24 protein-coding genes are annotated in these 21,830 nt (G+C 39.3%); 3 read left to right on the forward strand and 21 right to left on the reverse strand.

Going from position 1 to position 21,830, the window contains the following annotated elements:
* Positions 1–2: 2 nt before the first annotated feature.
* A complete protein-coding gene (locus tag HJC33_RS08320; RefSeq protein ID WP_171658345.1) occupies positions 3–1,823 on the forward strand; it encodes a GNAT family N-acyltransferase in 1,821 nt (606 codons plus the stop codon).
* Positions 1,824–1,857: 34 nt separating this feature from the next.
* Here the strand turns inward: HJC33_RS08320 and HJC33_RS08325 are convergent, their stop codons facing one another.
* From HJC33_RS08325 to HJC33_RS08415, 19 genes are all read right to left on the reverse strand, one after another.
* Positions 1,858–2,505 (reverse strand): low molecular weight phosphatase family protein, encoded by a 648-nt coding sequence (locus HJC33_RS08325; RefSeq protein WP_171658346.1) that lies wholly within the window; start codon positions 2,503–2,505, stop codon positions 1,858–1,860.
* Positions 2,506–2,510: 5 nt separating this feature from the next.
* Positions 2,511–2,999 carry a GNAT family N-acetyltransferase gene (locus HJC33_RS08330; RefSeq protein WP_171658347.1) on the reverse strand — a complete coding sequence of 163 codons (489 nt, stop codon included), beginning with the start codon at positions 2,997–2,999 and terminating at the stop codon, positions 2,511–2,513.
* A 10-nt stretch (positions 3,000–3,009) separates the two neighbouring features.
* The gene (locus HJC33_RS08335; RefSeq protein ID WP_171658348.1) at positions 3,010–3,504 is read right to left on the reverse strand and encodes a DUF6428 family protein; all 495 of its coding nucleotides are present in this window, start codon (positions 3,502–3,504) and stop codon (positions 3,010–3,012) included.
* A 2-nt stretch (positions 3,505–3,506) separates the two neighbouring features.
* Positions 3,507–3,830 (reverse strand): ArsR/SmtB family transcription factor, encoded by a 324-nt coding sequence (locus HJC33_RS08340; RefSeq protein ID WP_171658349.1) that lies wholly within the window; start codon positions 3,828–3,830, stop codon positions 3,507–3,509.
* A 95-nt stretch (positions 3,831–3,925) separates the two neighbouring features.
* A complete protein-coding gene (locus HJC33_RS08345; RefSeq protein ID WP_171658350.1) occupies positions 3,926–4,339 on the reverse strand; it encodes an NINE protein in 414 nt (137 codons plus the stop codon).
* Between the two features lie 53 nt (positions 4,340–4,392).
* A complete protein-coding gene (locus tag HJC33_RS08350; protein ID WP_171658351.1) occupies positions 4,393–4,779 on the reverse strand; it encodes a VOC family protein in 387 nt (128 codons plus the stop codon).
* Positions 4,776–5,234, reverse strand: coding sequence for a DUF1801 domain-containing protein (locus HJC33_RS08355; protein ID WP_171658352.1), 459 nt, complete (start codon positions 5,232–5,234; stop codon positions 4,776–4,778). Before HJC33_RS08355 ends, HJC33_RS08350 begins: the two co-directional genes overlap by 4 nt.
* Before the next feature lie 7 nt (positions 5,235–5,241).
* The gene (locus tag HJC33_RS08360) at positions 5,242–5,748 is read right to left on the reverse strand and encodes a DUF4199 domain-containing protein (protein ID WP_171658353.1); all 507 of its coding nucleotides are present in this window, start codon (positions 5,746–5,748) and stop codon (positions 5,242–5,244) included.
* A gap of 97 nt (positions 5,749–5,845) precedes the next feature.
* Entirely contained in the window at positions 5,846–6,262 is a 417-nt protein-coding gene (locus HJC33_RS17480; RefSeq protein ID WP_171658354.1) for a response regulator transcription factor, read from the reverse strand.
* Positions 6,263–6,271: 9 nt separating this feature from the next.
* Complete coding sequence (locus tag HJC33_RS08370) at positions 6,272–7,204, reverse strand: 2-hydroxyacid dehydrogenase (RefSeq protein WP_171658355.1); 933 nt, start codon at positions 7,202–7,204, stop codon at positions 6,272–6,274.
* Between the two features lie 19 nt (positions 7,205–7,223).
* On the reverse strand, positions 7,224–7,589 hold the full coding sequence (locus HJC33_RS08375) for a cupin domain-containing protein (RefSeq protein WP_171658356.1): 366 nt from the start codon (positions 7,587–7,589) through the stop codon (positions 7,224–7,226).
* Positions 7,590–7,600: 11 nt separating this feature from the next.
* Entirely contained in the window at positions 7,601–8,953 is a 1,353-nt protein-coding gene (gene mgtE, locus HJC33_RS08380) for a magnesium transporter (RefSeq protein WP_171658357.1), read from the reverse strand.
* The gene (rsmA, locus tag HJC33_RS08385; protein ID WP_171658358.1) at positions 8,940–9,812 is read right to left on the reverse strand and encodes a 16S rRNA (adenine(1518)-N(6)/adenine(1519)-N(6))-dimethyltransferase RsmA; all 873 of its coding nucleotides are present in this window, start codon (positions 9,810–9,812) and stop codon (positions 8,940–8,942) included. Before rsmA ends, mgtE begins: the two co-directional genes overlap by 14 nt.
* A gap of 18 nt (positions 9,813–9,830) precedes the next feature.
* Positions 9,831–10,139 (reverse strand): gamma-glutamylcyclotransferase family protein, encoded by a 309-nt coding sequence (locus HJC33_RS08390; RefSeq protein WP_171658359.1) that lies wholly within the window; start codon positions 10,137–10,139, stop codon positions 9,831–9,833.
* A 4-nt stretch (positions 10,140–10,143) separates the two neighbouring features.
* Positions 10,144–10,461, reverse strand: a complete 318-nt coding sequence (locus HJC33_RS08395) for a DUF4286 family protein (protein WP_171658360.1) — start codon at positions 10,459–10,461, stop codon at positions 10,144–10,146.
* 35 nt (positions 10,462–10,496) lie between these two features.
* Positions 10,497–12,284, reverse strand: a complete 1,788-nt coding sequence (locus HJC33_RS08400) for a tetratricopeptide repeat protein (RefSeq protein WP_216366668.1) — start codon at positions 12,282–12,284, stop codon at positions 10,497–10,499.
* 77 nt (positions 12,285–12,361) lie between these two features.
* Positions 12,362–13,633, reverse strand: a complete 1,272-nt coding sequence (gene serS, locus HJC33_RS08405) for a serine--tRNA ligase (protein ID WP_171658361.1) — start codon at positions 13,631–13,633, stop codon at positions 12,362–12,364.
* A 54-nt stretch (positions 13,634–13,687) separates the two neighbouring features.
* The gene (locus HJC33_RS08410) at positions 13,688–15,001 is read right to left on the reverse strand and encodes an HTTM domain-containing protein (protein ID WP_171658362.1); all 1,314 of its coding nucleotides are present in this window, start codon (positions 14,999–15,001) and stop codon (positions 13,688–13,690) included.
* Entirely contained in the window at positions 15,002–15,931 is a 930-nt protein-coding gene (locus HJC33_RS08415) for a bifunctional riboflavin kinase/FAD synthetase (RefSeq protein WP_171658363.1), read from the reverse strand.
* A 183-nt stretch (positions 15,932–16,114) separates the two neighbouring features.
* Here HJC33_RS08415 and HJC33_RS08420 point away from each other — a divergent pair, with 183 nt between their 5' ends.
* Entirely contained in the window at positions 16,115–19,777 is a 3,663-nt protein-coding gene (locus tag HJC33_RS08420; protein ID WP_246245509.1) for a reprolysin-like metallopeptidase, read from the forward strand.
* Positions 19,774–20,460 (forward strand): hypothetical protein, encoded by a 687-nt coding sequence (locus HJC33_RS08425; protein WP_171658365.1) that lies wholly within the window; start codon positions 19,774–19,776, stop codon positions 20,458–20,460. Before HJC33_RS08420 ends, HJC33_RS08425 begins: the two co-directional genes overlap by 4 nt.
* Here the strand turns inward: HJC33_RS08425 and pth are convergent, their stop codons facing one another.
* Both pth and HJC33_RS08435 read right to left on the reverse strand, forming a co-directional pair.
* The gene (gene pth / locus HJC33_RS08430; protein ID WP_171658366.1) at positions 20,461–21,090 is read right to left on the reverse strand and encodes an aminoacyl-tRNA hydrolase; all 630 of its coding nucleotides are present in this window, start codon (positions 21,088–21,090) and stop codon (positions 20,461–20,463) included.
* Positions 21,091–21,180: 90 nt separating this feature from the next.
* On the reverse strand, positions 21,181–21,810 hold the full coding sequence (locus HJC33_RS08435) for a 50S ribosomal protein L25/general stress protein Ctc (RefSeq protein ID WP_171658367.1): 630 nt from the start codon (positions 21,808–21,810) through the stop codon (positions 21,181–21,183).
* Positions 21,811–21,830 lie beyond the last annotated feature (20 nt).

A 21,830-nucleotide genomic window follows, 5' to 3' on the forward strand; every position in this document is an offset into this window, starting at 1 on the left:
GTATGGGGTTGGTTTCGGCGAAAGAGGTAGCTAAGGTCATTAATCTTGACAAATATGGCTTTTTGGGCACCTTTGTGGGATGGCTTCTAATGGTGGCTACCAAAATTACCTCTATCAATCGTTTTTATAATCGAAATAAAGAGTTGAACGGCCCAGATTTTCTAGAGTCCATTCTGGAGCATTATGAAATTGATTTTGAAATCCCTGAGGAAGATTTAAAGCGCTTGCCCAAATCGGGCCCCTACATTACCATCAGTAATCATCCTTTGGGGGGTATTGATGGCGTGTTATTACTTAAACTGATGCTTCAGGAACGAGAAGATTTTAAGATTATCGCTAATTTTCTTTTACATCGTATAGGGCCAATCAAGCCTTATATTATGCCAGTTAATCCTTTTGAAAATCATAAAGATGCCAAGAGCAGTATCATGGGTTTTAAAAATGCTTTGCTGCATTTAAAGGAGGGGCATCCCCTTGGAATTTTTCCTGCTGGTGAAGTTTCTACATACAGAGATGGCAAATTGGTGGTGGACAAACCTTGGGAGGAGGCTGCCATTAAACTGATACGCAAAGCAGAAGTTCCAGTTGTTCCCATTTATTTTCATGCGAGAAATAGTAGGCTTTTTTATAGACTTTCTAAAATCAATGATGTTTTTAGAACTGCAAAGCTACCTTCGGAGGTTACTTCGCAGAGCAGAAGACCTATTAAGGTGCGTATTGGTCAACCCATTTCTGTAAAGTCGCAGCAACAGGAAGAGACTTTGGAATCCTTTGCAGAATTGCTTCGCAAAAAAACGTATCTGCTGGCTAATGTTTTTGAAAAAGAACGTTTGATTGATAAGGTTCCTACGACTCTAAAGATTCCGAAATCACCTAAAAAAATAGCATCAGCAGTAAATGTAAAAGTACTGGAAGGGGAAATTGAAAAACTCCGAGAAAAAGATTGCCGAATGTTGCAGAGCAAGAACTATGAGGTATATCTGGCACAGGAAAAAGACATGCCTTTCATTTTACAGGAAATAGGGAGGCAACGGGAGATTACCTTCAGGGAAGTGGGAGAGGGGACCAATAATGCCATAGATTTAGATAAGTTTGATTCCTATTACCACCATCTTTTTCTCTGGGATGATGAAGAAAAAATGGTTGTAGGGGCCTATCGCATGGGGTTGGGGTCGCAGATTTTCAAAAACTATGGAATTGATGGTTTTTACCTTCAAGATTTGTTCCGTTTTGAACCGGAACTGTATGGAATGATGGAACAATCCATTGAAATGGGGAGAGCCTACATTGTGAAGGAATATCAGCAAAAACCCATGCCTTTATTTTTATTATGGAAAGGTATTGTGCACACAACTTTGAGACATCCCGAGCATAAATACTTGATTGGAGGAGTAAGTATCAGCAACCAATTTTCCAATTTCTCCAAATCGCTGATGATTGAGTTCATGAAATCCAATTATTGGGATCCTTACGTGGCGCAATATATTCGGCCCAAGAAAGATTTTAAGGTGCAGTTGAAGGATGCTGACAAGGAGTTTGTTTTTGATGAGACCCAAGCTGACCTGAACAAGTTTGACAAACTCATCAGCGAAGTGGAACCTGGGAGCCTTCGTTTGCCGGTGCTGATCAAGAAGTACATCAAACAGAATGCAAAGGTGGTGGCATTTAATGTTGACCCACTCTTCAACAATTCGGTGGATGGGCTGATGTATATAAAAATTGCCGATTTGCCCGAAAGCACTGTCAAACCGGTCATGGAAGAGTTTCAGGCAGAGCTGGAACGAAAAATGGTAGAAGGGAATGCCCCTTCCACCATTAACTAACTAAATTATCTGAGTTTAGTTGCGTATTGCTTTATCAAGTATCGTGTTCTGAGGTTTTAACCTGTGAAAACACATAGAACAATTCCGTAGCGATTTGGATACTTCTTTCCATGTATTTTTCCGCCTGTTGAGGAGTGCCATCAAAGGCTTTGGGATCTTTATAGGTTATGGGAAAACGATTTTCAGCACCCATGACCATTGGACAGGCTTCGTTGGCAGAATCACAGGTCATGATTGCCCCAAAACCAAATTTTGGATTAAAATCGTTGTCATAAGTTTTTGAAAAACCAATAATGGGGTGCTGGTTTTCTGCATATTTAATACTATAAACAGGGTTGTCGGTTTCAGAAAGTTTACTTATTTCAAAGCCGGTAGTTTGGAGTGTTTCTGCTGCCATTGGAAATAGTGCGGTGGCTTCAGTGCCCCCAGAATAACAAGTAATGTTTTTGAAACCAAAATAATTGGCAAGGGTTTGTGCCCAAACTTGAGATAGATGACTTCTCCTGGAGTTATGGGTACAAATAAAGTTGAGGTTTATAGGTTGATTTAAGAGTACTTTGTCTTTGATATATGTAATCAAAGGTTGTAATGATTCTTTTCTTTCAGTTGAAATGGTCTGGATGTCAAGACCTAGAATAGTTTCTTCTATCTTATTTAAAAGAATAGACTGGTTTGTTTTCATTTGATTTAAATTCCTATGGTTTTACTGCGTTTTTCAAATAATAGATTGTCCTTCCAAACCCCATGAATCTTACCCACTTTTTCACGTTTTCCAATGTATCTGAATCCAACCTTTTCATGAAGTTTGATACTTGCTTTATTTTCAGGGAAAACTCCCGACTGCAAGGTCCAAAGTCCGGCCGCTTCACTTTCCTCAATAAGTTTTTCCATCAAGGATTTCCCTACACCTTTTCCACGACTGTTTGCTGCAATATAAACACTTACTTCGCCTACACCACCATATACACATCTGCTAGAAACTGGGGATAAAGCCGTCCATCCTAAAATGTTCTGGCCTTCTTCGGCCACTAACCGGCATTGATTCAAATGAGCTTGGTCCCAGGTTTCGTATGTTGGGATGCTGAGCTCAAAGGTAGCAATGCCGGTTTCAATACCTTCGGCATAAATTTTGGAGACTTGTTCCCAATCCTTGGGTGTCATGTTCCGTATTTGCATGGTTTAGGGATTAACAACAGCCACTTCCGGGTTCACAAGAGGCAGCTTCAGTTTCTTTTTCAGGTGTTTCAACAGCAACCCCACAAGTTTCTTTGGCCTTGCAATCTGTTTTTTCAACAGAAAGCTTCAAGATTAAATTTTGATTGTCCAAGGCGTGGTCATTTACAAAGAGTTGGGCCGTATGGAAATCTTCATTGCTATACTCAAATTTTATTTCAGCATCCCTGACCATGGACTTCATGCGATCCACTTTTTTTAAAATGCTAAGAGCCTTGTAAACGGACATGTAATCCCTTTTGTCCTTTTCTTTAGGGCTTTCCCATAGTTGTACAATAGTTTCCTTCCAAAAATCGGTTCCAGCACCACAATCAACAGAGTCAATTGTTATGTTTTTAACCTCGGTAATATGATAGTTGGCACCTACAAGTTTTCCTTCGGAATATTCAAAGAGCAAGCTCTTATCCTGATGTTGTTTTAAAAGTGTTAGAAATTCTGATGTATTCATAGTTAACAGCAATTATGGTTAATATTGGCAAAAAACACATGAAAGGATTGTTGTAATTCCTCCCAGCGTTCCTGATTGATACAATAACAAAGATTTTTACCCTCAAAGGTTCCTTTTAAAAGTCCAATTTTTTTGATTTCGTTCAAATGTTGCGAAATGGTAGGTTGGGCCAGTCCGATTACATCCACCAAATCATTGCAGATACAATTTTCCTGTCTGCTTATATACTGTAAAATGGCTATACGAGCTGGATGTGCCAGAACCTTGGCCACTTGAGCGAGTTCATTTTGGGTTTCGGAGAAAATATGTGTTTTGGAAACTCCCAAGGGTTATAAATTTAGATAGGATTAAATTTTATATTGCAATATTACGATAATAATAGAAAATAAAAAAGCCAGAGTGAAATTCTCTGGCTATTTTTTTAGAACCAAGGCTTTTTACCTACTTGGTATGTGTTATAGAATTCTTCATCAGACTTTGTTAAGTAGATGATACCTTCAATTAGACCTAAAAGCCCCATGGCAGAAGCTCCAATGCCACAAGTTACGACGCCCAATACCAAAGTAATAACAAGTATTATGATACCTTCTTTATTGTAGCCTAAAATAAATTTGTGGATTCCCAATGCGCCCAAAACAATGGCTAAAATACCAGCAAGCATTTTTTTATTGTCTTGATTTAATGCTTCTTTGACATCTTCGTAAGCTTCTTTAGCACCTTCTTTAAAGTCGCTAGCTGCTTCCTTGGCGTCTTCAGTGGCATCTTTTGCCGCTTCTTTGGCTTTATCAAATGCTTCTTCAGCTTTGTCTCCTAAATCTTTGTTTTCTTCAGACATTATATTAAAGTGTTGGTTAAACGAGGACTAAATGTAGCAAATAATTCAATACTTCATAGAAAAGCTTTATCAACAGGTTCCCAAAGCTCTATTTTGTTTCCTTCTGGATCCAGAATCCAGCCAAATTTGCCGTAGTCATATTCTTCTATTTCACCAACCAGGGTCACTCCCTCTTTTTTTAATATATCCAAAAGTTCGACTAAATTTTCCACCCTAAAATTCATCATAAATTGCTTTTCGCTGGGTTGAAAATATGTAGTGTCTTCCTTGAATGGACTCCATTGGGTGGAGCAATCGTTACCTTCTTTATCTTTCCACCAAAAAGTACAACCATATTGGTCTGTATTCAATCCCAAATGGTTTTTGTACCATTCCTTTATGGTGATGGGGTCTTTGGTCTTGAAAAAGAAACCGCCAATGCCTGTTACTCTATTTTTCATAATTTCTTAATGTTTTTTTCATATAAAGCTATCCAATCCGAAGGGGTCATTTTTTGACAAAGCTCCGCGATCAGTTCATAGGGAATGGTTTCCAATTTTTTGAAACGGATGCAGCTTTTGCCCATATCCAACTTCGTTTTTATATGTTTGGGATACTCGGTCACAAACCAATTGTGCAATTTTTTGTCGGCATAGATTCCGGAATGGTACAGGGCCACAAAATGTTTTTGCGATGCTATGTTGATGAAGGGCAGGGGTAGATTTGGGTCACAATGGTACCCACTGGGATAAATTTCATGTGGAACCACATACCCAATCATTTTATAACTGATGCATTCGAGAAAACCGTTTGGAAGATTATTTTTTACCGTTTCCCGAAGTTTGGAAATTGCTTCTTTTCTATCTTGAGGAAGTTTGCCAATATATTCATCAGGAGTTTTAGCTTCTATGGTCATCGATAAGTTATTTTCTTTGTAATGCCAAAGCGGAAATTAGTGTGATGACAACCCCGATCATAAAGACGGTCATGGACATAATGGCAAATGAGAGCAGAGGATTGGAAAAAAGTTCTTTTTGTGATTCAAGTTCTGCAAGTTTTACCTCTAATTCTTCTGCTGGAAGAGTGGCCTTCAAGTTATCTGCAGCAGTACCGTAGTATTCCGTCATAAAATCAGGGTTCAAAACCTTGGCATAGAAAACATCAAGAATTCCGAAAGCGAAGGCGGTGATCAAACTGATAACAACACCAATGGTCAATGCTTTTTTAAAACTGACTTTGCCATTATTTTCATTGTCGCGGAAATGCTTAATGCCAAAATAAATGAAGATAAGTGAGGCAATTATGGCAATGTAGCCCAGAACCTCCTGCGAGGCAAAAGAAAGGTCGTTTAATAAAAACCAGCTCAACAAAAATAGAATGCAGATAGTGACCGCACCATAAAGTCCGTATCGAATTACTGTTTTTTTCATAAATATTGGTTTTAGATGGTTTCAAAACTAGCTATACCTCTTGGGGCAGGACTCATACTAAAGTACCAAAACCATGGCACTTTTGACTGAATGTGAGCTAATTGGGCAGAATTTGAAGTTCTTTTGCCTTTTGAAGTGCTTGTGTGCGTCTTTTGGCATCCAATTTTAAGAGTAGATTGGAAACATGGGTTTTTACGGTACTTTCAGAAACAAACAGTTTCTCGGCAATTTCCTTGTTGGACATTCCTTTGGAGATTTCTACCAATACTTCATATTCGCGTTTGCTTAACCCTATTCCATCAACTTTTTTTGAATCGAAGGGAAGGGGTTGGTCAATATTGGGGATAGCTTTTTTTTGATTGATATAAATGCCGATCAGAAAAAAAACAAGGGCTATAACAGCAATTAAGACTTCAATGGAAATATCTCCCGATAGATAAGAATACTTGCTCAATTTGAACAATACAAGGAGCGAGACGATCAGGCTTGAAAAAACAAAAATGGTTTTCTTCACCCTCTCAAGTTAGCAAAATCTTGCTTTGATTTTATCCACAATGGTCTGGGCCAACTTTTCTTTGCTTTCAACCGTCCAACCTGCAACATGCGGGGTAAGGACCACATTTTTGGCTTTTCTAAGGTATTTAAAGGCCTTTGGTTTTTGCATGAACATGTTTTCAAAGGACTTTTTTTCGTATTCCAGCACGTCTAGTCCAGCACCCAATATTTTCTTTGATTTTAGACCGGTCACCAGATCCTTGGTGATTACACATTTGCCCCTTGCAGTGTTCAACAGCCAAAATGGTTTGTGGAATCCATTGATAAATTCCATGTTCACCATTCCAATGGTAAGTTCGGTCTGGGGAACATGCAGGCTGACCACATCGGATTTTTGTTGAAATTCCATAATGCCCACCTGTCTGGCATTTTCATCGCCAACACCTCCAACAATATCAAAGCAGATGACTTCCACATCAAAACCCTGCAATTTTTTGGCAAAGGCCTTTCCCATATTTCCATAGCCAATAATGCCCACGGTTTTGCCATCCAACTCCAATCCTCGATTTCCTTCACGGTCCCATTTGCCTTTTTTCACTTCTCGGTTTGCTTTGTACATCTTATTCATCAAAGACAATAACATGCCCAAGGTATGCTCGCCAACGGCATTTCGGTTACCTTCGGGTGCCGAAGCCAAAAAGATGTTCTTTTCCTTGGCGTACCGAGTGTCAATGTTTTCCAATCCTGCACCAACTCTACCAATAAATTTCAAATTGGTGGCTTTGTCCAGAAACTTTTGGTCCAAAGTGAACCTGCTACGAATAATCAATCCATCATATAAATGGATTTTTTTTTCGAGGGCTTCTTTGGAAGAATCATAATCTTCGTGATTTTCAAAACCTAATTCAGCAAGCTGCTCTAGTAGAAGGGGGTGGTTGGTATCCAGATGGAGAACTTTCATGGGGCCAAATATACAACTCCTATATTTTGGGGTATTCTGTCTGTGTTTTTTCATGTTGCACTTCGCCGGTGTGAGCCGTGGACAGTTTTTCAAACAAGAGGACATGAACTTCCTCGTTATTTTTGGTCATGGGATTGTGTTCCACTCCCTTGGGCACCACAATAATTTCACCTTCATTGACCACCTCTGTTCTGTCTCTAAATTGCATATAAAGTGTCCCTTTGATGACCTGGAACAATTCATCTTCGTCTTTATGGGCATGCCAAACAAATTCTCCTTGCAGCTTTGCCAAAAGTACCTGCATATTATCCACAACGGCTATTTGATGCGGATGCCATTGTTTGGAAAATTCGGCATGTTTTTGTTTGAGATTGATGGTTTTCATAACAGAAATTATTAAATCCCCAGAATCAATTTGGCAATCCAAAAGTAGATCAGGATTCCAAAGATATCGTTGCTTGTTGTGATGAAGGGACCAGTGGCAATAGCCGGGTCAATATTTCTTTTATGCAAAAAAAGAGGGATAAAGGTGCCGATGAGCCCGGCAACAACAATCACCACAACTAAAGATAGAGAAATTGCAACCGCAGTATTAAAAGCGCCTTTCCAGGCCCAAGTAAATCCCAAGAGCAAAACCGCTAGGATGAGCCCATTGAGTAAAGCCAATAACATTTCTTTTGCCAATCGATTACTAATGCTGCCTTTGAGATCATCATTGGCAAGCCCCTGAACAATTATGGCACTGGATTGTACACCAACATTTCCGGCCATGGCAGCAATCAATGGTGTGAAGAAAAAGAGAATAGCATGTTTAGAGATCATTTCCTCAAAACTCCCCATAATAGCAGCTGCCCCCAAACCACCAAAAAGGCCTAGAATCAACCAAGGTAATCTGGCTCGTGTAAGTTCCCAAATACTATCATCTGCTTCTACATCTTGTGAAATACCTGCGGCCAATTGGTAATCTTTATCTGCTTCTTCCCGAATTACATCCACAATATCATCAATGGTGATCCTACCGACTAATCTACCAATTTCATCCACTACAGGTATGGCTTCCAAGTCATACTTCGACATAATTTTTGCAACATCTTCCGCTTTTTCGTTGACGTTGACATAATCGACTTTGGGGATATACACATCTTTGATGTGTGTTTTGGTGGAAGTGGTCAATAAATCTTTAAGGGAAAGTCTTCCTTTAAGTTTGTCCTCATCATCCACTACATAAATAGAATGAACGCGGGTCACATTTTCTGCTTGTGTACGCATTTCCTTTACACAGGTAAGCACGTTCCAGTTTTCATTCACTTTTACCAACTCTTTGGCCATCAGTCCACCTGCAGTATCCTCGTCATATCGTAGAAGTTCAACAATGCCCTTGGCGTGTTCCTTATCTTCAATTTCAGCAATGACCTCTTTTACAATTTCTTTGGGAAGTTCATTAATGATATCGGCAGCATCGTCTGTATCCAACTCTTCCAACTCTTCTGCAATTTCTTTGGCGGTAAGGTTGTTCAGAACTGCCTCCCGATTGTCCTCGTGCATTTCTGCAAGAATATCGGAGGTCTTTTCGCTGTCCAGTAATTTAATAAGGTAGGTAGCGTCTTCTACGTGGAGCTCATCGGCTATTTCAGCAATATCCGCATAGTGGAATTCCTTCATCATCGACCGAAGGGCGGTATTTTTTTTATCCGCTATCAGTTGTTGAATCTCTTCAAGAAGCTCTTCTGTGAGTTTAAACGGGATCATTGGCTATCTTCTGTGTCAACGTTATAAAATCAGCTACATTGAGCTGCTCCGGGCGCTGGTCAAAGATAGTATCTTCTTTTAGATTATCAGATAGATTAAAGGTTTTGAGGCTGTTGCGGATGGTCTTTCTCCTTTGGTTGAAAGCACTTTTCACCACTTTAAAAAATAAGTGCTCATCACAAGGCAATTTCATCTCTTTTTTTCGGGTGAGACGAAGTACACCAGATTGTACCTTTGGAGGAGGGTCAAAGACTTGTGGAGAAACCGTGAACAAGTACTCAGCATCATAGAAAGCTTGGACCAAAACAGAGAGTATTCCATAGGTTTTGCTTCCCGGTTTTTCACAGATACGTTGCGCAACTTCTTTCTGGAACATGCCTGAAAATTCTGGAATCTGTTGTCGCATTTCCAACATTTTGAAAACAATCTGGCTAGAGATATTGTATGGAAAGTTTCCTGTGATGGCAAACTGCTCTTCACCATACAATTGTTTCAAATCAAATTTTAGAAAATCTGCTTCAATGATATTAAGCCTGTTGTTTTTCTCAAAAACTTCAGAGTGTTCCAATCGAAAGCTGTGATTGAGATATACTATGGATTCTTCATCCAAGTCCATGGCTACCAAATCCATTCCTCGAAGCAGCAGGTATTTGGTCAACACCCCCATGCCCGGACCTATTTCGAGCACATTTGTATAACCTTCAAGCGAAAGGGTATCCGCTATTTTTTTTGCAATATTCTCGTCTTTCAGAAAGTGTTGGCCCAAGTGTTTTTTGGCCTGAACTTGACCTTCTTCTTGTCCACTCCACACTTTTTTGAACTTACCGTTGGCAAGCTTCTTTTTATTTTTTTTGGACACCGGAGGTTTTTTTGCAAGTTACTCGGAATTTTTAACATATACCCATGCTTCTATACCAGATTCCAGCAGAAATAAATTCCTTGTATAAGCATTGGTTTCATAAATATCTGCCCTTCTTAAATCTTCCTCGGTGACCTCATAGATCATTCCCATAACCTTATCTATTGTATCATTGGTCTGGATTACCAACGGATATCTATCATAAATAGCATTTTCCAAGCGTTTGAATCCAAGCAAATGATCTTGCCGCCCACTAAGGATTCGGTCAAAAATGTATTGCTGAACCTGGAGGTCCTGTAGTGTACCGTAGGTGAAGAGATAATTCAAAAGGCTATGGAATTTGTTGGCTTATCACTTCAAGTTCTGTCCTAAAGGCAACAAATTTATTGGGGAACAACTTTTGCCCTTCGGCACGCAAACGGTCTGCATCTTCTTTGTAGTAGGATTCCAAGGTTCTGCGGTCTTGGGTAGTATACTGTACCGAGTAGGTAATGCCGCCCATATCTTCTTCCACTAAAACTTTGGTCATTTTAGCATGTGAAAATTTCCCTGTGGACAACATATCCGGGACATGTTTGTCCCGCATCCATGACAACCATTCATCATGAACACTTTCATCTATATTGATGGTAACATTATATATGAGCATGCGTTTATGTTTAGTAGTTTAAATGTAGGGAAGAATTAGTTAATTACATCCCCGCGTAGCCTTCTAAAATTCTTCCTTGCTTTGGGGAAATAATAACTATCCTGATAGTTTAGGATGATGCGTTCGTAATGATTTTTGGCTTTATCAGGTTCATTCAATTGGGTGCGGTAAAGTTCACCAAGTGCAAAATGGGCGTCATCAGCCAAGATGCCATCAGCATAAAACTCTACTATCTTTTTATAGTTGAATTCAGCACTTTCGTAATCTTTTTGTACTTCCAACAACTGTCCTTGTTTGAGCAATGCCTCATCCTCAATTTTTTCACCTTTGTGGTTTTGAAGAATATCCTCGAGAGCGGCAATAGCTTCTTTGTTTTTATTTTGATAGGCCAATAGATCAGCCCGGGCATATTTTCGTAAAGCGGTTTGGGTGGAATCCTCCAACGAATTATCGGAAATTAATAAACTTAGCTGCATTGCATCATTGGCAATCAACTGTGATGTGGAACTTCTGAGGACCTTTAATTGGGTAAGGGCCCAGTCAAAATCCCCTTTGTAAAAACTCGTTTGGGCCACCTTGAAGCGAGCATCCTGACCCAACACATCGTTTTTGAGGCGTTTTTGTACCTGAGTAAAATGAATCAAAGCCTGATTGAACTTTTGGTCATATACCAGAATATCTCCCAAGGCCAATTTTACATAAGCTTGAATCATTCTTCCCATGGGGAGTTCAAGACTTTCTTTCAACATGGCTATGGCAGGTTCTGGATTTTCCATTTTGAAGGTAAGGAAATTGGCATAGGCAATTTGAAGTTGAAGGGTATTGCTTTGGTTACCATATTCCGTCACTAAACTTTGAAACTTTTTTTCTACAGATGCCAATTTTTTGTCGGTGGTATCTAATAGTTCAATATCGATAAGATGGAGTTCTGCATTTAATTTGGTCCGTGGGTCATTACTGTTTTCAACGATATATTCAAAAATGGTGATAGCACTTTCATACAATTTGTCCTCTAGAGCTATTTGCCCAAGATTTTCCAATCTGTCCAAAGAAGATTCACCGCTGCGTTTGAAAATGGCCTTTTCTTGGTTGAAAGCATTGTTGTATTGCTTTTGTTGAATGAAGAGCCAGCTCAATAATTCATTCCAAAGAGTATCTGGATTCTTTTGGGCATTTTTCAGCAATACTTTTCTCAGTAAAATATTATTGGCATCCGAAGGGTCTTCAGAAATAAAATCATCAATGTTTCTGAGCACGTTGGATCTAGAAGTTCTTCCCTGCCAAATAAGGTTTAGATAAGATTGATACATTTTTTCAATATCCCCTTGTTCTCCATAGATTCTTGCCAATTGAAAATCATAGTTTAAATCGGGTTTCAATGCCATGGCCCGAGTATAGGCTCGAATAGCATAGTCCAAGAGGGCGTATTTTTGAAATCGATACCCAATACTATAGCCGTAATTGGGATTTTCATCAATCTTTTGAATAGCCTGTTCGTAATATTCAGAGGACCTTTCAGGAAGATCTTGCAAGGTGTAATTATATCCCAGTTCTATAAAAAAGGTGGGAAAGGTGTAGGGTTCTTTGATTTTTTCCAACAAAAAGCTTCCAGCTTTCCCGTATAGTTCCAATTGCTGGTAACAGGCTACTAAACCTTCAGCATAGTCAGTGCGGCGAGGGTTCTTTTGTGCCAATTTTTCATAGAAAACCACGGCTTTTTCGTAATCTCCATCATTAAAATATTGCTTGGCCAAAAAATCTTCTTGGGAATGGGCAAAGAATGAAAGTGCGAAACACGCAAAAAGAACTAAAATATGTCGCAATAGCCTGTTTTATTTCAAATATAACGCAGAAATATGGTGGATTCTGTTAAGCGAATCCAAAATAGGCCTTGATTTTTTTAGTCTATGGTATCAAAACCACAATAGGGGACCAATACTTCAGGCACTTTTATGCCACCCTCGGTTTGATAGTTTTCCAAGATTCCAGCAAGTACCCTGGGCAATGCCAAAGAGCTTCCGTTGAGTGTGTGGGCCAATTGGCTTTTTCCATTTTCATCCTTAAATCGGAGTTTTAAACGATTGGCCTGAAAGGTTTCAAAATTGGAACAAGAACTAATTTCCAACCATCGGTCTTGAGCTGTTGAAAAAACCTCAAAATCATAAGTTAGGGCAGAGGTAAAGCCTAGGTCTCCACCACAAAGACGAAGAATGCGATAAGGAAGCTTCAATGCTCTTAGAATGTTCTTGACGTGTTCCACCATTTCGTCCAAAGCTTGGTATGAATTGTCAGGATGTTCCATCCGAACAATTTCCACTTTATCAAACTGGTGTAATCTATTTAAACCGCGCACATGTGAACCGTAACTTCCGGCCTCTCTTCTAAAACAAGGGGTGAATCCGGTATATTTTATGGGGAAATCACCTTCGCTTAAAATATCGTTCCTATGCAAGTTGGTAATAGGAACTTCTGCGGTTGGAATGAGATACAAATCATCTGCGGTAACATGATACATTTGCCCTTCCTTATCAGGTAATTGCCCTGTGCCATAACCTGATGCTTCATTCACCATTAAAGGTGGTTGTACTTCGGTATAGCCTGCCTCGGTGTTCTTATCTAAAAAGTATGAAATCAATGCGCGTTGTAGTTTGGCTCCTTTTCCTTTATATACAGGAAAACCGGCGCCAGATACCTTTACACCAAGTTCAAAATCGATAATGTCATATTTTTTGGCCAATTCCCAATGCGGTAATGCACCTTCAACCAATTGAGGAATATCTCCTTCTCTGAAAACCTCTTCATTGTCCTCATCAGAATTTCCAGCTGGGACTGACTCATGCGGAATATTGGGAACCAGATACAATTGCTCTTGTAAGGAAGCGGTTGCTACGTTTAACTCTTCTGTCAACTCCTTTGAAGTTTCCTTAAGGCCAGCAGTCTTTTCTTTTAGTGCATTGGCTTCCTGAGCCTTGCCAGACTTGAAAAGCATTCCAATTTCTTTGGAAAGTTTATTGGAATCAGCTAGGGTATTATCCAATTCGGTTTGGATGGAACGTCTTTTTTCATCCAGTTCAATGATTTTGGATAGAATAGAAGAGGCATCAAAATTTCGTTTTTTCAACGCATTGATGATACTTTCCTTGTTCTCTCGAATTGTTTGTAGCTGAAGCATAACTTTGTTTTGAGCCGCAAATTTATAGCAATCTGTGAAGTTGCCCAACAAATATTAGTTTTGAGAAGGGCAGATCCACTCGTTATGCGCAAAATGTTTCCAAGGAACACTGGCCAGGTCAACAGTAGGGTCTATGAATTCATAATAATTGCCATCATTTATTTTCACTCGATTTTTGACATATACCCGAATATCCTCACCCTTGGCAGCGTAATCTTTTTTTAGGTGTTGCGCAAATTGCCAAGCAAAGTCAGGGTAACTTGCTACTCTTCTTCGTTGCTTTTTTGTAAGATAGTCATCCAGGTCAATGTAAGTTACCTTATCAGTTTCCTTGTTTACCACCCGGTAACGGATGGTTCCCGATCTTCCTCGGAGCATCATACGCCAACTTAAGCGGTGACCTTCCTCGGTCCATAGTACATTGTCCACAAAAGTATGATGTCTAAGAGGAAGTAGTAGCTGCACCAAGAAATAGCTTCCCAAAACAACTAAAACGATGTTTCTGTTTTTTGGAATGGCGCTAATATCATCAATAACTATCTTTTTGGTTTTTAGGAATATGTTTCTAATAGTTTGTGGTTCAAAAAAGAAAACAGTGAATGCCAATGACAAGTAAGGGAAAATTCCAATTCTGAATACATAACTATTGAAAAGATGGAAGAATATAGCCAAAGCAAAAGCTATTTTTCGTGATGGCTTCCAGAGCAATGCTGGAATAACAAGTAAGTCAAAAAGGATGCCGAAGACCGCAACAATTTTATGGATCCATTTTTCCTGTAACAACTCACCTATGAGAAAGTAATCCTTCTTTGGTTTCATGAGCACGTCAATGAAACTGAAATCCAACCAATCTCCATAAAGTTTTGCAACAGATGCATAGGTGTAAACGATGAACAGTTGTAGGATGATGGTCCAGCGAATCCAATTGGGCATGGTATGGGAGTGCACATTTGGATTTAGTTTTGCATCGAAAGAAGCGTCTCTGTGAGCAGGGAACATGGCCATAATAAAGGCCAGAAGCATGAATAAATAATAGTGATTATTGTAAGAGGTCTTCTGCATTAGATAAACACCTGCCCACATAAAGGCAAATGCAAAAGCACTAAACCGATATTTGTATCCCAATGTTATCAAGACCCCAAGAGTGCCCATGACGGCAAAATAGATATACATTCCGTTACCCGGGAGCGGTTGCAACCATTCAAAGCCTATAAAGGAAAAAGTGAATTGAGGTTCAATAAAAGTTCTTCGAACCCACCCAGTAATAATGGCGCCATAACACTCTGCACTTACCAAAAAGCCATAGAAAATCCTAAAAACAATAAGTTGGGCGTTGTCTATTTTTCTAAAGAGGAATCGGTCTAGCATTTATTTGGAGATTAGTTCCAGTGATAGGTGTTTATCCTTTTTAAGCTGTTCCTTTAGTTCTTCAACAGAATTGAACTTATGTTCATCACGGATGCGATGTAAAATACCGACCTGAATTTTTTTGCCGTAGAGATTTCCTTCAAACTCAAAGAAGTTGACTTCTATGGTTTTTTCGGTTCCCAAGACGGTTGGGTTAAAACCAATGTTCATCATGCCAAAATATTCCTTGCCATTCAATATGCTTTTAACCACATACACTCCATTTTTGGGAACAAGTTTGTGATTTTCTGGAACATGTAGGTTAGCTGTAGGAAAACCAAATTGCTTGCCCAAACCTTTCCCTTTAATGATGGTTCCGGTGAGCATATAGGGATAGCTTAAATAATTGTTAGCGGTATTCACGCCACCGTCCAAGAGCGCCTTTCTAATTTTGGTGGAGCTTACAGAGACATCATCAATTTCTTGGGCCGGAATTTCTTCAACCTCAAAATCAAGGGTATTTCCAAAAGTAATAAGGTCTTGAATGTTGGCATTTCTATTTCGACCAAAACGGTGGTCATAACCGATTATAACCTTCTTTGTCTTAAGGCTATTGACCAATATATCACGAACAAACTCGGTTGCAGAAAGTCGGGAAAACTCCTTGGTAAAAGGGTGTACAATAAGATAGTCAAGTCCTAGTTCACTTAAGATCTGGACTTTCTCATCAAGAGTATTTAACAGTTTTATATCCGTGTCTTTTTGCAGCACCATTCTAGGATGAGGGAAAAAAGTGAGTACTGTTGACTTCAATCCGGAAGATTTGGCACTATTTATGAGGCGTTCCAATATTTTACGGTGGCCCAAATGTACTCCATCAAAAGTACCAATGGTAATCGCCGTTTGAAACGGAATGTCCTTATAATGAGAAATGTTATGGATTGTTTCCACCTAACTAAGAAATAAAAAAGGCTTATTTTTGAAACTGACCGATGCCTACTTTGTATGAAAGCTAAATTACATCTTGTTTTATCAATTACCATAATTTTTGGCTGCTTTTCAGTACAAGGGCAGCAATCTTATTGGAAACCTGTTCCCAAAAAATCGAGTTATAAGAGTGTTTCTGTAAAAAATATGGAAAAGGCTCGGGCAGTTTTTTCTTTGGATAAATCGGTTTTTTCAAAAGAATTACAATCTTTTTCAAAGAAAAAAGGAGAAAAACAACTAATATACCTGCCTAATAACAAGGGAGAAATAATTGCTTTTGCCATTCGTGAAACACCTGTGCTAAGTGAAAGCTTAGCGGCCAAATATCCAAACATTAAATCGTATACTGGTGTTAGTGTTAATGGAGAATACAAGGTAAAGCTGAGTAGTTCACACAAAGGAGTGCAAACCATGATTGTAGGCCTGAACAACCAAGGTACTGCATTTATGGAAAAAATTTCCAATATGAATGATGCTTATGTGCTATATGAAAAGGGAACCGGAGTGTCTGGTTTGGATGCTTTTGTATGCAAGACAAGTGCGATTCAAACTAAAATAAAAGAGGGGCAAAGTACAGGAAAGACCGTTATCCCATTGGTTGATGATCAACTGTTGAGGAAATTCAGGATTGCGGTTTCAGCTTCAGGGGAATATACAGATTTTCATGGGGGGACCGTTGCCGATGCCCTTGCGGCAATCAATGCCACGATTACCCGTGTAAATGAAGTCTTCGAGACCGATTTGGGCGTTACTTTGGAACTTGTTCCCAATAATGAGCTGGTAATCTTTACTGATCCAGATACGGATCCTTATAATGGCAACTTAAATGGAGAAGTACAGAACACTTTAACAACTACTATTGGAGAGGAAAACTACGATGTTGGGCACCTATTTCATAAGGTGGATGAGGGGCAAGATAATGGGAATGCCGGATTTATAGGGGCTGTTTGTGTGGATAATCAAAAAGGAAGCGCTTTTTCCTCAGCTTTCAATCCAAAAGGAGATACGTTTGATGTGGATTATGTTGCGCATGAATTGGGACACCAGTTTGGTGCCAACCATACATGGTCCTTTGAGTCTGAGGGAACTGGGGTACAAGCAGAACCTGCTAGTGGAACCACTATTATGGGATATGCTGGGATAGTTGGTGCAAACAATGTGGCGCCAAATGGCGATGACTATTTTCATTATAACAGTATTCTTCAAATTTCTAATTATTTGGAGACAACAACCTGTGCAGAAACTACCGCTTTGACCAATTCCCCACCCACCATAGTGACTCCAGTTGATGATTTTATAATTCCAAAAGGAACTGCCTTTGTGTTGGAAGGAAATGCAAGTGACCCGGATGTAGGGGATGTGCTTACCTATACTTGGGAGCAAATAGATAATGGTATTGTGACCACTAATTCCTTTGGTCCAGAAAACTCAAGTGGGGCCAATTTTAGATCTTTGCCGCCAACTACAAGCCCGCAAAGATATTTTCCAAAACTTTCTGAGGTTGTCCAAGGAAATTTGACGCAAACAAATCCATTAATAAATGAGGCTTGGGAAACAGTTTCAAATGTGGAGCGTGACATGAGATTTGCAATGACTGTAAGGGACAATGCCGCAGGCGGCGGGCAGGTAGTTTCAGATTTGCTGGATGTTAAAGTGGTCAATGCTGCTGGTCCATTTTTGGTAACCTCGCAAGCTTCAAGCGAAGTTTACGAAGCGGGTTCTACCCAAGAAATTACTTGGGATGTGGCGAATACCAATATTTTGCCGGTCAATGCGTTGGCCGTGGATATCTTTCTTTCATTGGATGGAGGTGTTACTTTCCCCGTTATCTTGGCAGATGACACTCTAAATGATGGCTCAGAAGAAGTGTTGATGCCCGGTGATGCTACAACAAATGCACGTATAATGGTAAAAGCAAGTAACAATATATTCTTTGCTGTAAACGCAGCTGATTTTTCAATCCAACAATCGCAAGTTGTGCTTGGCTTTCAGGAATTAAGTTATGAAGTTTGCCAACCTGATGATTTGGTTATACCATTTACTTATGAAACCTTTGGAGGGTTTAGTGAAACCTCTACTTTTTCTGCCGATGTGCCTGTGGGTTTAACAGCGGCTTTTTCACCAACCCAAGCCAATACCAATGATACTTCGATTAATCTCACCCTATCAAATACAGATAATGTCTCGCCCGGGGTTTATCAAATTTCAGTGATCTCAACATCAGCGTCGGTAACAAAAGAGGTTGATTTATCCATAGCGGTTAGGGATACAGGTTTTTCTGATGTGGTACTGCTCGCGCCAACCAATGGAGAGGCAAGTACTTCTGTAGATGCACGGTTGGAGTGGGAGGCCAATGAGCTTTATACATCTTACGATGTGGAAATTGCTGACGATGTTGGATTTACTTCAATTGTTGAGTCGGCAACAGTTCCTTTTAATTTTTATAATGCTACAAGTCTAGAGGAGCAAACTGAATATTTTTGGCGGGTAAGGCCCAATAATAATTGTGGTATTGGAACTTTTGGAGCTGCCAACAGTTTTACAACCATACAATTGGATTGCAATAGCTTTAATGCAAGTGGTGTTCCCTTGGAAATTTCTACTGTAGGAACCCCAACCATTTCCTCAACCATTCAAGTCTTTGAAGATTTACCAATTACAGATGTAAATGTTGGTGTTGAACTAAACCATACATATTTAGAAGATTTAATAATAAGCTTGATTTCGCCATCTGGGACTAGGGTAACATTGATTTCAAATTCTTGTGGAGATTTAAATGATGTAACTGCAACTTTTGATGATGATGGTGTCAAGATTCAATGTTCTGGAAGTCCGGCAATTTCAGAAACCGTACAGCCACTGGGTTCTTTAGCCTCACTTAATGGAGAATCTTCTCTCGGTGAGTGGACTTTGGAAATTCAAGATACTGCGGCTAGTGATGGGGGATCTTTTACTGGTTTTTCCTTAGAAATTTGTGTGGAAGGAGCTTTTAGACCAGATGAGGATGAAGATGGTGTTTTTGATGATGGTGACGATTTATGTCTTGGAACGCCAAAAGGAGTAGAAGTAGATACAAATGGTTGTCCAGTAAATCGTTTTGCTACGGATAATTTCCAAATAGAAATACAAAGTGAATCCTGCAGGGACAGCAATGATGGTTTTGTTACAATTACTCCTTTGGATACTTCAATTGCATACTCGGCTGTTTTGGATGGAGGAGGAACTCCTGTGAATGTGGATTTCACTGATGGCCATACTTTTGAAAACCTTACGGCGGGCAGTTATACATTATGCATTAATGGAATAAATGGGACAATAACCTATCAAGAAGCTTGTTTTACTGTTGTTGTAACGGAGCCAGAACTTTTGTCTGCGGCTGTGGCGGTGGATTCCGGGATTTTGGAACTCACCTTAGAAGGAGGAAGTCTTTATAATGTAGAGCTCAACGGGTTAGTTACACAAACTGTTGAATCTAAAATACAATTGCCTTTGCAAGCTGGAACAAATACGTTGAGGGCATATACGAATTTATCATGCCAAGGAACTTATGAAGAAACGTTTTTCTTTTCTTCCAAACCCATATTATATCCAAATCCGGTTGATGATGAGACTAAGATTTTTCTCAATGGATATATTGGGGCTGTAACTATTGAAGTTTTTTCCGGAAATGGACAATTAGTTATGAGGGACTTAAAAACCGTAAATGGTAATGATTTGGTAATGGATTTATCGATGTTGTCAACTGGCACTTACTATATAAATATTAAGATGGATGGGGTTCATGAAATTTTTAAAATAATCAAGCAATGAAAAAGACGTTATTAAGCTTAACAATACTTGCCCTTTTAATCTCATGCGGAGGTAGTGATGACCCACCACCAGTGCCAGGCGGAGCCAATTTGGTTTTTCCTTTGGAAAGTTCAGAATGTACCACAGGTGTCAGTGTAAATGAAAATTTGAGTCAAATTACTTTTGAATGGGAGGCTTCATCAAATACGGACAGTTATACATTAAGCGTGGTGAACTTGGATGCCAATACTCCCCAAACTATTTCCACGGCTACAACCTCAGCAAGCTTGTCCATTGCTAAAGGGGCACCGTTTTCTTGGTCAGTTACGTCTAGAAATTCCCAATCTGACCAAGTTGCCACTAGCGATACGTGGTTGTTTTACAATGCAGGGGCACAGACTTCATATGCGCCTTTTCCGGCTCAACTGGTAAGTCCTGTTTCAGGATCTACAGTACAAAGAGATATTGCCAATGAAGTAGCTTTGGTTTGGTCTGGTTCAGATGTAGAGAACGACATTGCTTCTTTTGAGATATTTTTTTCAGACCAAAATCCACCTACTACTTCTGTTGGTACTACTGATGCTGGCACTATGGAAGTATCGGTGGGTGTTGAATCAGATATGGTCTACTACTGGAGTGTAATTACCACAGATGCAGAAGGAAATACATCAGACTCTGGGATTTTTGAATTTAGGGTTTTCTGATTAAGTTCCATTAAATTGATTCATTGTGTTCTTGGCTCCTGAAAACACAAATGATCTTATAAGTTCTGCTGCTTTTTGTAAACGTTCAGGCATTGCGGCCTTTTCCTCTGTGTTCCATTTGCCCAAAACATGTTCTACTTGTCTACCTTTGCTGAATTCAGAGCCGACTCCAAACCTAAATCGGTTATATTTTGAGGATTGTAGTACATTCTGAATGTCTTTTAAACCATTATGCCCACCGTCACTGCCTTTGGTTTTGAGTCGAATAGTTCCAAAGGGAAGATTGATGTCATCTGTTATTATTAGTACATTGTCCAATGGAATTTTCTCTTTTTCCATCCAATATTTTACAGCCTTTCCACTTAGATTCATATAAGTGGAGGGTTTTAGGCATAGAACACTTTTACCTTTGTGTTTAAAAGTGGCCACACTTCCAAGCTTAGCACTTTCAAAGGTGAAACTTTCCTGTTCGGCCAAAAAGTTCAAAACTTTAAAACCAATATTATGTCTGGTTTCATCATATTCAGACCCAATATTGCCCAAACCAACAATAAGGAATTTTTTCATAGAATCAGTTTCTTCTCCCAAACGATTGATAGAACCAAAAAGTGATTTTAAAAATTGGAACATCAAATTAGATGTGTTTGTCTAAAAATACAAAAGCATCCCAAATCTAATATGTAATCTGGGATGCTTGTATCAATTAATTTTTGATGCTATTTATTCAGTAGCCTCAGCTGCTGGAGCTTCTGCAGCACCTTCTTCAGCTGTTTCTTCATCATCGTCATCATCACCTGCAACAGATGTTCTAGAAGCTTTTACTTGAACAACAGCTGTACTGTTTGGATGTAAAATGGTGTAATCATCATTCAAAAGTGTTTCCACAGGAATAGTTCCTCCAATTTTTAATTTGGAAATATCCACTGTAATGAAATCTGGAAGTAAATCTGGCAATGCTTTGATAGAAAGTTTTCTTTTTCTGAAAAGCAAACGACCACCGTTGCGTACACCAGGAGAATTGCCTTCCAAACGAACTGGAATATTCATGGTAACCGGCTTGTCCTTGAACAATTGGTAAAAATCCACGTGCAAAATCTTATCGGTTACAGGATGAAATTGAATATCCTGCATAACAGCTTCAAAAGTTTGACCACCTTCCAATTCAATTACCGCTGTATGGGCATTGGGAGTGTACACTAAATTTTTGAATGAAAGTTCATCCGCTGAAAAGTGTAATGGCTTATCCCCTCCGTACAGTACGCAAGGGACCTTTCCAGCATTACGTAAGGCTTTGGTAGAAACCTTGCCCACGCTTTCTCTTTGAGATCCTTTGATAGTAATTGACTTCATTATTAAATATTAAAATTGAT

It is taken from the genome of Flagellimonas amphidinii, from assembly GCF_013090115.1.
Lineage (GTDB): Bacteria > Bacteroidota > Bacteroidia > Flavobacteriales > Flavobacteriaceae > Flagellimonas > Flagellimonas amphidinii.